At 30.7% G+C, this 11,501-nt stretch carries 10 protein-coding genes; 1 reads left to right on the top strand and 9 read right to left on the bottom strand.

The annotated features are described in order from the left end of the window. Window positions 1-282 precede the first annotated feature (282 nt). The 6 genes from N3C_RS13960 to N3C_RS13935 form a co-directional block, all read right to left on the bottom strand. A complete protein-coding gene (locus tag N3C_RS13960) occupies window positions 283-816 on the bottom strand; it encodes a histidine phosphatase family protein (RefSeq protein WP_074366624.1) in 534 nt (177 codons plus the stop codon). An 84-nt stretch (window positions 817-900) separates the two neighbouring features. Then, window positions 901-3,270 (bottom strand): Lon protease family protein, encoded by a 2,370-nt coding sequence (locus N3C_RS13955; protein ID WP_074366623.1) that lies wholly within the window; start codon window positions 3,268-3,270, stop codon window positions 901-903. 85 nt (window positions 3,271-3,355) lie between these two features. Further along, on the bottom strand, window positions 3,356-3,550 hold the full coding sequence (locus N3C_RS13950; RefSeq protein ID WP_074366622.1) for a hypothetical protein: 195 nt from the start codon (window positions 3,548-3,550) through the stop codon (window positions 3,356-3,358). A gap of 116 nt (window positions 3,551-3,666) precedes the next feature. Then, the gene (locus N3C_RS13945) at window positions 3,667-3,870 is read right to left on the bottom strand and encodes an alpha/beta-type small acid-soluble spore protein (protein ID WP_074366621.1); all 204 of its coding nucleotides are present in this window, start codon (window positions 3,868-3,870) and stop codon (window positions 3,667-3,669) included. Window positions 3,871-4,031: 161 nt separating this feature from the next. Continuing rightward, the gene (locus N3C_RS13940) at window positions 4,032-5,003 is read right to left on the bottom strand and encodes a serine hydrolase (protein ID WP_074366620.1); all 972 of its coding nucleotides are present in this window, start codon (window positions 5,001-5,003) and stop codon (window positions 4,032-4,034) included. Window positions 5,004-5,137: 134 nt separating this feature from the next. Continuing rightward, window positions 5,138-6,310, bottom strand: coding sequence for a glycosyltransferase (locus N3C_RS13935; protein ID WP_074366619.1), 1,173 nt, complete (start codon window positions 6,308-6,310; stop codon window positions 5,138-5,140). 190 nt (window positions 6,311-6,500) lie between these two features. Here N3C_RS13935 and N3C_RS13930 point away from each other — a divergent pair, with 190 nt between their 5' ends. Beyond that, a complete protein-coding gene (locus N3C_RS13930) occupies window positions 6,501-7,610 on the top strand; it encodes an amidase domain-containing protein (protein ID WP_074366618.1) in 1,110 nt (369 codons plus the stop codon). Window positions 7,611-7,654: 44 nt separating this feature from the next. Here the strand turns inward: N3C_RS13930 and N3C_RS13925 are convergent, their stop codons facing one another. From N3C_RS13925 to N3C_RS13915, 3 genes are all read right to left on the bottom strand, one after another. Next, a complete protein-coding gene (locus tag N3C_RS13925; protein ID WP_074366617.1) occupies window positions 7,655-8,722 on the bottom strand; it encodes a mannose-1-phosphate guanylyltransferase in 1,068 nt (355 codons plus the stop codon). Between the two features lie 172 nt (window positions 8,723-8,894). Beyond that, the gene (gene lexA, locus N3C_RS13920; protein ID WP_074366616.1) at window positions 8,895-10,388 is read right to left on the bottom strand and encodes a transcriptional repressor LexA; all 1,494 of its coding nucleotides are present in this window, start codon (window positions 10,386-10,388) and stop codon (window positions 8,895-8,897) included. Between the two features lie 226 nt (window positions 10,389-10,614). Continuing rightward, on the bottom strand, window positions 10,615-11,328 hold the full coding sequence (locus N3C_RS13915) for an SGNH/GDSL hydrolase family protein (protein ID WP_074366615.1): 714 nt from the start codon (window positions 11,326-11,328) through the stop codon (window positions 10,615-10,617). Window positions 11,329-11,501 lie beyond the last annotated feature (173 nt).

Here is an 11,501-nt window from a genome sequence, read left to right as displayed (position 1 = left end):
ATATTGATAGATTGGCAGATTATATCTATATAAAGTGCCATACTATAAATATATAGGTTTAATCGCTAATTATTACCTGTTACCTTAGTTGTTTACAAATACACTTTTCAATATAATACTCTTTATACCTTTAAGTAATATTTCTAGAAAGACTTTCAATATTTCATGCAACAGTCACAGGACTAACCTTCATTTTTGCAATCATTAATGCTACAACAAAAAAAGTAAAAAGTCTATTTTCAAGCAATTAGACTTTTTACTTTTGGTAATTTTTATCATTTATTATTTCTTTTCAAAAACATATAATTTACCATTTTTAGCTTTTAAAAAACTGTTGCCCTTAAAGCCATTTTTCTTTAAAATTTTTTGTATTTCAAACATAGTTCCTGCATGGCTCACTATTAATATATTTTGCTCTTTTTGCAGGAAAATTGTTTCCATGATTTCATTAATTCTTTCAAGAGTAACTTTCTTGCCTTCTGGATGTATTTTTTGATTTCCTAGCCAGGCTATGCGGTTTGCAATTGCCCAGAAATTATACGGAAGAGGGATATTTAGCGCTAAAGCGGCTACTGAAGGAATTTCCTTTAGCTTATCCGTAATTATTATTTCACCATGATATATTGTTCTGGCGGTTTTTACTGCACGGGGAAGACTACTACAGTAGCATTTATCCCATTGGTCATCTATTACTACTTCGTTAGGTATAACATCAGCAATATCATAGTCTTTGCTATATTTGTTATACTGCTCGGCGGTCATGAAGTTTTCTTTGCTTATATTTACTTTAAAATGCCTTACTAATCCAATTCTCATAGATGTACCCCTTGCTATATTGTTACATATTTATCTCCTTATATACCTTATGCTTTTTTATATTTTTTATTCATCCTCTGTCCTCTATAGATAAGAAGCTTTTAGTACATCGTTATAGGATTTTAACTTTATCAGTATTTTTTGCTTTATACTCTCTAAAACATCTCCTTTTTGCTGTTTTTCTGATGAAAAATCCAATAGTATTTCTAAACATTCTTTAATGTTATTTACTGCGTATATATGAAATAAGCCCTTTTCTACCGCTTCTATTACTTTATCCTTTAAAATTAATTCATCTAAATTTGAAACAGGTATTATAACTCCATGGGAACCATCTAAACCAAATATTGAGCATATGTCAAAGAATCCTTCTATTTTATGGTTTACCCCTCCTATAGGCTGTATATCTCCTCTCTGATTTACAGAGCCTGTGATAGCTAAACTTTGCTTTATAGGTACCCCTGAAAGACTTGATAGTAGGGCTATTAGTTCTGCTGCAGAAGCACTATCACCTTCTATACCTGAATACAGTTGTTCAAAAACTATGCTAGCATTAAAGCTTATAGGAATTTGTTGACCAACCAGCTGTCCTAGGAATCCTGATAAGATCATCATACCTTTATCATGTATATTTCCACTCATTTCTGCTTCTCTTTCAATGTTGATGATTCCTTCTCTACCGGCATAGGTGGAAACTGTTATTTTATGTTGTTGACCTATGGTGCAGTCTCCATATTGTGCCACAGATAACCCATTTATTTGACCAACACTGCTACCTTTTAAATCCACCACATATTTCTTCTTATTATACATATCCAATATTTTTTCTCTTATAAGACCATGCATAGCTTCACTTTCCTCTAAAGCTTTGTCAACGTGTTTTCCTTCTATAAGAGAGGCGTTGCCCACTTTAGCAAAATAAGCTGCCAAATCAACAATTTTAAGAACCTTGCTCATAGATGCTGAAAACTTATTTCTATTTTCAACAAGTCTACTAGAATACTTAAGCATCTTGGCAATTCCATCCCGACTTATATGAAGAAGGTTGTTTTTCCTTACATAATTACTTAAGAAACCTATTAGACTTTTTATATTTTCTTCAGTAGCTTCTATTTCACTATCAAATTCTGCCTTAATTTTAAATAGCTTTTCAAAGTCCATATCTCGGTGCAAAAGCAATGAATACATATAATTACTTCCAAGAAGTATAACCTTCACTTTTAAAGGTATCTCCTGTGGATTAATTGTAGAAATTGGCATAAGATCCAAACTATATTTAGAATTATCTATAGCTATGCTTTGAAGATTTATGGACCTTTTTAATATTTGCCATGACTGAGGATTGGATAACAATTCGTGAGCTTTAATAATTAAAAATCCACCATTGGCTTTATGAAGATAACCTGGAGTTATAAGAGTAAAATCTGTTACCATATTTCCTAACTTATTTTCATATTGTATACTTCCAAAAAGTTGTCCAGCTTGACAGGAATCTGCGAATATTACCGGAGCACCCTTGCTAGGAGAATTACTTACTATAACATTTACCTCATATCTACGCATAAATAAATTAATCAATTCTGACTTATCACTTTTTTCTTCATCTTCAACAAAATTAGATATATTCTCAATAATATCTTTTTTTAGCTCATTTAGAAAATTTACTACTGCTTCATTAACACTATACTCTCGTAGTAGCTCTTCTATAGGGTTTAAAATGATGCTTTCAGCTATTCTATCATCTAGTTGCTTTAATTCCTCTTCCATCTTTTTATTAAGATTCTTTGTTTGCTTTATTACATCCAATGATAAATTTCTCAAGGTAGCTACTGCTTGCTCAAAAGTATTTTTCTCTTCCTCTGATAAATCATTAAACTCCTCTTCTGTCATCTCCTTTTTTTCTTTTAATGGCACAAAAAGAAAGTCTCCCGTGGAAGCTTGTCTAACATCAAAATTTAATTCTTTGGCTTTACTACTTAGATTTTTCGTTAAATTCAACATTATTTTTTCATACTTATCAATAATGCTATTTCTTTCATCTTCATAGTTTTGAGAATTAAAAAACACTGGTGCTTCCTTAGCTACATATTTAATAAAGTTAACTATATCCTCTTTAAATTTCACAGCAGTACCAGCTTTTAAAGAAATAGCTAAAGGTTCGCTAGGATTCTGAAAATTATAAACATAACACCAATCTTCTGGAGCAGGCATTTTATTTGCATGATCCTCTATTTTTCTAACAATATATCCTGTTTTTCCAGTGCCCGTTTTTCCTGAAATATATATGTTATACTCCTTACTATCCATATTTAGCCCTAATTCTAAAGATTGAGTAGCTCTTTTTTGACCTATTACTCCATCATAAGGCTCAAATTCTTCTGTAGAATAGAAATTCGGTAAATTTTCTATATTCAATTTCAAATTTTCACTTTTTAATTCCAAGTTACTACACATATCCTCCACCCCTTTTTAATAATTGTATAAAAATAGCAGCTCACACGCAACTAAAAGTTTTGTATAAGCTGCTACTTTTAATTATTCAGTATTCTTCCAAATTGTTTATTCTAGTATTAGCTTCTAGATTTCTCAAAGTTACTTGCTTTTCCCTTATTGTATATAAAAGACTTTCTACATCATAATATGTCCAATTATTATAAACCTCATTTAATTGGTTTATTTCATTTCTCAATTTTTCAATCTGTGTATACTTATCAATTATTTGTTTGTTATTCATAAATCCACCCCCCATTTCTATATATTCAAAATACCCTATTTATATGACTACTTTTTTTAAAAAAATGTGGGATAATACTAAAAGCATTATCCCACTTTATTATATTCACTATTTAATTAGTGTAGTCCTTTTTCATAAGCTTCTACCATTTTCTTAACCATAGTTCCGCCTACATAACCATTCTGTCTAGAAGTAAGATTTCCTTTATCCTGAGCGTCATAATTAGCTAATCCTAATTCGCTAGCTACTTCAGCCTTAAATCTGTTTAATCCAGCCTTTGCTTCAGGTACTAACACTCTATTATTATTTCTTGATGTCATTTTATATTCCTCCTTTAAATTTAAGTATTAGTTGTTTCTTTGTACTATCATTTTGCCCTGTAAGCCAAAAGCTATGTTATTGAATTTAGGCCAATTGAGTTATATTATCACTAGAGATGAATAGTTATCCAACCATAACAAAGTTTATATAAAATTGAGATTTATTTTTTCAAATGAGCCTCATATATCAACTTTGAAAGTTTTGCTATTCTTTCATGGGGCTGCTTATATATTAATTCTGGCAGGTTATTAGTATAGACCACAAGTATGTAGGGTTTTTCAGTAAAAATTATTCCAACATCATGTACATAGGTTGAATAGTCTCCTACTTTATGAGCCACTATTTTTTTAGGAATGTATTTATCTAACCTATCATGGAAATCTGTATTTTTCATAAGTTTTAAAAGATGAGAATAGTATTTATCCTTTCTTTTATCATAAAGAAGTTTCAACAGTCTAAATTGTTGCTCAGGTGTAACAAAATTCTCTTCCGTATCTGTATTAGTTGCTGCCATTATATTTGCCAATTTCCTAAGATTAACACTTCCTCCTAGTCTTCTTATTATCATGTTTGTTGCAATATTATCTGAATATTTTATAGAGTAATCCAAAAGTACCTGTATTGGTATAGGCTCTGTTTTTTTATAATCCGCTAATATTCTACCGGCACCTTCTGCGAAATCTTCCTCCAAATAAAGTATACCTTCTTCTAAAGATAAGTCTCCATTTTTAGCTAGTTCATAAGTTATCATATTTATTTGCACCTTACTAGTACTGGCTGCAAGGAAGACTTTATCTTCATTTATAGCTATCTTTTGATCTCTTTCAAGATCATAATATACTAAACCTACTTTTGGTAGTTCTTCACCCCAAAAGTCTTTTATTTGTTGCTCTAGTTCCTCTTTCCACTTTTGCAGCCTTATTTTCTCTTCAATACTTTCCACATTATTTATTTGAACCACATTTACAGAGTCACTGGCTTCACTGGATTTATCTTTTACAACAGATAGATATTTATTTTGTCTATCGATAATTTTTATTATACTATAAATATCTAAAAAGAATGCAGTGGTGGTAAATAATATAGTAGCCACAAGCAAAAGATTAATTAGCCAGCCGTTGCTTTTTTTCATTTTCTCCTCCTATTTCACTTTTGCTACTTTTACCCCCTATATGATTATTGACCATAAAATTAAATTTTATATCGCTTAAAATAAATAATATAAAAAAAGTTTGCACTATTTAGTGCAAACTTTATGTGTATTATTTATATAAATTTCTTGTTTTTACTTTTTATTAGTTCTATATATCTAAGCTTAACTTCTTCTACTATATCTTCCCAACTTCTATATATAGTTTTTTGAGCTCTTTCACCAACAATTTTTAGTTTTTCTCTGTCATTGATTATTTCTATAATCCTTTGTGCAAAGGCTTCTTCATTGTTTAGTGAAACAAAGCCATTGACGTTGTCTTCTATTCCCTCCGCAGCATTGGAATTTGCTATTACTAAAGAAGGTGTTTTTACTGCAGCGGCTTCTCTTACCACAATACCAGAGGTATCGTAAAGGGAAGGAAATAAAAACAAATCTGCCCTTAAAAAACATAATTGAAGTAGGGATCTATCTGTTATTAAACCTAAAAATTTAACACATTCATTAAGATTATAGTCATCTACCATTTTTTCCAAGTTCTTTTTAGCAATTCCCTCGCCTACAAAGAACATTTTGTATTTTATTTCTTTGATCTTTAATATTCTTAAAGCTTCCATCAGCATCTTTAAGTTTTTTTGCCATATATGCTGACCTACGAATAAAAATACAAGCTCTTTTTCACCTACTTTTAAATAATCATTAGCTTTCTTAATAAGCTCTTTATCTTCATTATAAATAGGGAAATCCGCTCCATTATAAACTATCTCAATATTTCCTTTATAACCATATTCCTTTAGGGTGTCTGCAGTGGACTGATTTACTGTCCATACAGAATCTACCTTATTATAGAAATCTACAATAATTGTAGTTAAAAATTTCGCTAAGGAATCCAGTTTTACAGCATCTTTAAAATCATCATAGAACTTAGAATGAAAGGTGGCTACTGCTGGTATACCTCTTTTTTTTGCAATCTTTAAAGCAAGCTGTCCAGAACTAAAAGGACTGTGGCAATGAACAATATCAAAGGGAATATTCTTTACATCATGTTTGAAAGAATAATCAACTTGAGGAATGCCTAATCTATAAGGCCTTCTATATGGTAAAGGCACTGAAAAGTATCTTTTTACCTCTGGAAAGCTAGTATCTTGGTATCCTGGTACATTAGGTGTAATTACATAGGTTTTACATCCCTTTTTCTCCAACCAATAGGCATAATTTTTTGTTACATTTGCAACACCATCCATTACCGGTTCATATGAATCATTAAACTGCCCTACAACTAATTCCATAAGCGTATCTCCCCGCATTTATAAATATCTAATTTCTAACTGGTATATTTCATTCTACTATATTATACATTATTTTTAAAGTATTTCATTCTCCATTTTCTTTTTGCTTTTCCTAATATTAATTTTAAATTCTACATTATATCAAAAATGCATATACTCTTTATGAATCAATAATGAGCTGGTGAGTAAGATGCGTTTTTTTATTGTAGTTAGAAAAAAACACCTATGTCCTACTTTATTTTTGCTATCGCTGGTGTTAATATTAGTTTTTACAAATGTCATATCTGTGTTTTCTAGGAACACCATTGATGATGAGATCGTAAAAGTGGTAGAAGGAATGTTTAGAGCTAGGAGTCAGGCTACCCTACTGGGAGATTCTGAGTTAATGGATTCTCTCTATGATACTAGTAGAAAATACAGCCAATGGGCCTTTGAACATGAAGAAAAGAAAATAAAATACCTACATAACTGGGCGGAAAAGCAAGGGGTAGTGTTTACAGCTATTAATCCTACAATTAAGGTTCGGTCAATGAAAAAGAATGGTGATACATATTCTATGTATTTAATCTGTTCTACTGAATATAAGTACCATTATGAAAATGAACCAGATGTTACAAATATCTTTAGAATTGGAACCTATCACACTATGAATATCACTAATAAAGACAATCAATGGTGGATTACAAAAGAATGGTACACCGACCCATTTGCAGATTCTTTAAACTTGGAAAATATAAAATATCAAGATGCTAAAGAATTTATTACTAGTCATGAAGCAAGGGATTTATCCAATATTTCAGAATATAGATTAAAGGCCATTAAATACATGGAACAGTATTGTGGTGCCGCCAGCGACCCAAAATATAATTTTACCTATAATAAAAAGTATGGAGATTATAACCCTCAAGGTGGTGACTGTGCTAATTTTGCCTCTCAAACCCTTTATGAAACAGGAAGATTTAAGAAAAACTCTACCTGGAATCATAACAAGGATGGAGCTACAAAAGCTTGGCTTAATGCCGATGGCTTCTCCCACTATTTATTGAACAGCGGTCGCGGTTCTCTTATTATAAAGGGAACTTATGATAAAGTATATAAGTCTGCTTATAAGTTACTCCCCGGAGATATAGTGGCTTATGAAAAAGGCGGTAGAATAACTCACGTTTCAGTGGTTAGCGGAGCTGATTCAAAGGGATACACTTTAGTAACCTGCCATAATACAGATAGAAATCAGGTACCTTGGGATTTAGGCTGGAGTAATAAGGGTATAAAATTTTGGTTTATTAGAGTGCATTTTTAAGGTAAATAAAATGCAAAAGGAGGCCTAGATAGGTCTCCTTTATTTTACACATACTTACTAACCTCTGCATCATTTTTCATATTGTTTACCAGATGTTTAATTTCTTGATCCTTGCTCTTATCCATTATCAAAACCACATCATCAGATTCTACTATCACTAAATCCTTTATGCCAAAGCCTATGACCAGTTTATCATTAGCAATTATTGTGCAATTTTCACTATCTTCTGTATAAGTAGTACCGATAACTTTATTCTGTCTAAAATTCTTTAAAAATCTTGATAAAGATTCAAAGGTACCGATATCATCCCATTCAAACTCACATTTAATGACATAGGCCTTTCTTGTCTTTTGCATAACACCAAAATCAATAGATATACCATCAATTAAATTGTAGTGATGTTTAATTACTTCTTCCTCATCTTCTAATCCTATATGTTGATATATTTCTATAAGACTTTTATACAATTTAGGGAGATATTTTTCTATTTCTCTAAGCAATACATCCGCCCTCATAATAAACATACCACTATTCCATAAATAGTTTCCTTGCATTAAAAAGTCCTTAGCTACCATCACATTAGGTTTTTCTGTAAAACGTTCTACTTTATAAGTTGACAGGACATTGTTTAGGCGATCTCCCATCTGTATATATCCATATCCCGTTTCCGGTCTAGTGGGCTGGATACCTATAGTAACAATACCTCTCTTTCTTTCACATATTTCCACTGCTTGTTCTAAAGTATCCAAAAATAACTTTTCTTTATTTATATAATGATCTGATGGAAATACCATAAGCACCGCATCTTTGTCCCTCTTTAATAATTTTACCGCAGACAATCCAATACAGGTAGCCGTTTCCTTATTTTCCGGTTCTACAATTATATTACTAGAAGCTAACTCACTTAGTTCTGCCTTAACCTTATCTACATAATCTTCGTTAGTAACAACATAAATATTATCCTTATCAACTAAAGGTTTTATTCTATCAACTGTATTCCTTAAAAAACTTTTATTATTTATAAGTTTTAAAAACTGTTTAGGATTATTAGCTCTTGATAAGGGATATAATCTGGTTCCTTTTCCTCCTGCTAAAATAAGCGCGTATAACAACTCCCACCACTCCAAGAATAACTATACTATAATATATGATATTAAAATTAATTGTGAACTTATTATCAACAGAAAAAGCGACTAAAATCCTTTGACTTAAGTCGCTTTTACATATGATATTTCTCATATTATTTTAGTTATTTGAAGTTGTTTTTTACATATTCAAACTAATTTAAGCAGCATTTTTAATTATACCTACTACAACACCTAAAACTAAAGCCTCTCGCTCTTTTATTGATATTGGGGAATACTTATCATTTTCAGGTACAAGCATTATATCATTTTTATCTATGCTTAATCTCTTTAATGTAGCACTGCCATCTAGTTCTACAGCTACTATGTCTTTATTATTGGCAGTACTCTGTCTTCTTATAACAACAAAGTCTCCATCATCGATACCTGCTCCAATCATACTATCACCTTTTACCTTAAGCATAAAGCAGTCCTTCATTCCCTTTATCCAATAATTAGGTATATTAAAGGTGCCCTCTACTTCTGGATTTATTGTGATAGGTTCTCCTGCAGCTATATTGCTATAAACAGGAATAGTCTTCAATTCATCCTTTTCACAAGGTAATTCCTTATCATCCTGTAATAAGATAACTTCGTCGCTGTTAGCTGTATCTATTTGGAAAAGAAAGCTTCGTCGATGTCTAATATCTACAAAGCAATATTTTTCTACAGAAAACTTATTATTTTGCTTTTTATCTTCTACTTTAATATCCTTAAAAACCATAGGTGCTACTTCCTTTTTTAAGTATGAACATCTCATATTTACTTCAAAACCTAAATCCTTCTGTCTTCTTCCTTTTACAATCCAAGCTCCATCAATAGGTTCTGCCTTATGATCTACCATAAGCATCATGCTAGAATATGCTCTTTTACTATTTAAGGCCATTAATATATTAATTTGAAGTCTACTTAATCTATGAGCATCATCTACAACCATATGAGTATAACCTTCTGTACTGCAGCTTAAAATTGCCTGTAAAGCTATTTTTTCTTTGTCTAAAAGATCAATAAGATTTCTTTCCTTAAGTTTATTGATATAAAGTTTCATAACACTACAAATAGCTTCTCTAGACTTGGATTTCTTGTTTAATCTAACAGGATGACCTTTTTTCTTGCTTCTGTAAAAGCGATCTGCCTTCATGTATTCTTCTAGGTTATTAAAATCATTAGACTTTATCCAATTTATCTCATCAGCTATAAAATCTACATTGGCATCCTTAATAAACCTTACTTTATTGTATTGAGATTTAAGCTCTTCTACACATTCTGCTAATATAGCTATCTGTTCCTCTTTATTTATAATTAAAGGCTTAATTTTACTATTACTTATATATTGTGAATAATACTTATCCACTAAATCCTCTATAGTAAAAAAGTTCACCTTTTCTTCACTTAATAAAGAGAATAAGGTTCTATAATCATCTTCAAACTGTCTTTTGGCAATTTCATAAAACTTTTTAAGCAGATCGATATTTGTCTGCTCTGTTGCTACAACTAAAACATTTTCACCTTCATATAAACAATAACTGCTCTTCAAATATAATGCTCTATAAGCTGCAATCATAGTTTTACCTGAACGCTGTGCACCCTTAACCATAGTCAAACCAAAGGGTTTGCCTAAAACTATCTTCTTAATAGCAGCATCAATATCCATGTCTTCTCCTCCGTGCAGGTAATAATGTGATAATAAGCCGTGTAATCATAGTTTATTGCAATATTTAACAATATAATACATTCATAGATATATTATATACTACTTCTACATTTTTTTTAAGCCTTAAATCTATTTTACCATAAAAATCTTTAAACCTTCTACTAAAAAAACGCGCCTTGAAATATAGGCGCTCTTTTATACTTAATTTGCTAATTTAAATAATATATTATATTAAAATATAATCTAGATTATTATTCAAGTAATCCATAACCTTATTTGCTATTAGTTTATGACCTTCTTTGTTTGGATGTATACCATCGATGCACAAATACTTGCTATATTCCTTTTCCATTAAGAAGGCCTCTCTTACATCAATGAGCTGTACATTATTTTTATTTGCCAGTTCTTCTATCTTCTTACTATATTGTTCCTGCCAATAGTAGATTCTATTCACGTCTCCCAGCCACTTCAAGATATTTTTTTCTGCTTCACTTTGGTTTTTGCAGATCCATTTAAAATAGCGTTTAGAGTCCAGCGGTGGCAGAGTCATTAGCATTGGAATTATATTGAGCTTTCTGCAATAATCAATAATATTATTTAAAGTTTTAGAGAAAAGCTCTAAATCTGTCTTAGGTGAGAATTGCCCCTCTGGATTACTAGCAATAGCCTTCCAATCATAATCACAATCATTACCGCCGAACTCTATTAGAAGGATATCTGGATTTTTCTTTAAAACATCTATTTCAAACTTTTGTAAGGCTCTTATAATATTATTCCCAAACTTACCAGCATTATAAATAGCAGCCTTTATATTATTAGCTACTAGATTTACGAAATTTTCTTTCAAAACTACATATCGTTGCTTTGTTTCATCATACACTACTCCTTTAGTAATAGAGTCTCCGTAAACCACAAAATTGTAACATTCCTTAATATTCACCTTCTCAACCTCCCTAACATATAATTTATTTATATATATTTTCTTACGTACCCTTTATGTTTATTCATGTAGTTTTAAAAACTATATGTTTTTATATTTATATTACTACTTTGGTATACTTATGTCAATATTACAAAATTAAATACTTTCTTAATTCTAATTTTATATATAAA

This window comes from Clostridium sp. N3C (assembly GCF_900095445.1).
Lineage (GTDB): Bacteria > Bacillota > Clostridia > Clostridiales > Clostridiaceae > Clostridium_AU.
The sequence above is the reverse complement of the archived record's forward strand: the minus strand, read 5'-3'. Positions and strand labels throughout refer to the sequence as shown.

What these genes read in the sequence shown, in the direction of transcription:
- N3C_RS13960 (WP_074366624.1), bottom strand. Translation starts at nt 816, where the DNA reads ATGAGAATTGGATTAGTAAGGCATTTTAAAGTAAATATAAGCAAAGAA.
- N3C_RS13955 (WP_074366623.1), bottom strand. Translation starts at nt 3,270, where the DNA reads ATGTGTAGTAACTTGGAATTAAAAAGTGAAAATTTGAAATTGAATATA.
- N3C_RS13950 (WP_074366622.1), bottom strand. Translation starts at nt 3,550, where the DNA reads ATGAATAACAAACAAATAATTGATAAGTATACACAGATTGAAAAATTG.
- N3C_RS13945 (WP_074366621.1), bottom strand. Translation starts at nt 3,870, where the DNA reads ATGACATCAAGAAATAATAATAGAGTGTTAGTACCTGAAGCAAAGGCT.
- N3C_RS13940 (WP_074366620.1), bottom strand. Translation starts at nt 5,003, where the DNA reads ATGAAAAAAAGCAACGGCTGGCTAATTAATCTTTTGCTTGTGGCTACT.
- N3C_RS13935 (WP_074366619.1), bottom strand. Translation starts at nt 6,310, where the DNA reads ATGGAATTAGTTGTAGGGCAGTTTAATGATTCATATGAACCGGTAATG.
- N3C_RS13930 (WP_074366618.1), top strand. Translation starts at nt 6,501, where the DNA reads ATGCGTTTTTTTATTGTAGTTAGAAAAAAACACCTATGTCCTACTTTA.
- lexA (WP_074366616.1), bottom strand. Translation starts at nt 10,388, where the DNA reads ATGGATATTGATGCTGCTATTAAGAAGATAGTTTTAGGCAAACCCTTT.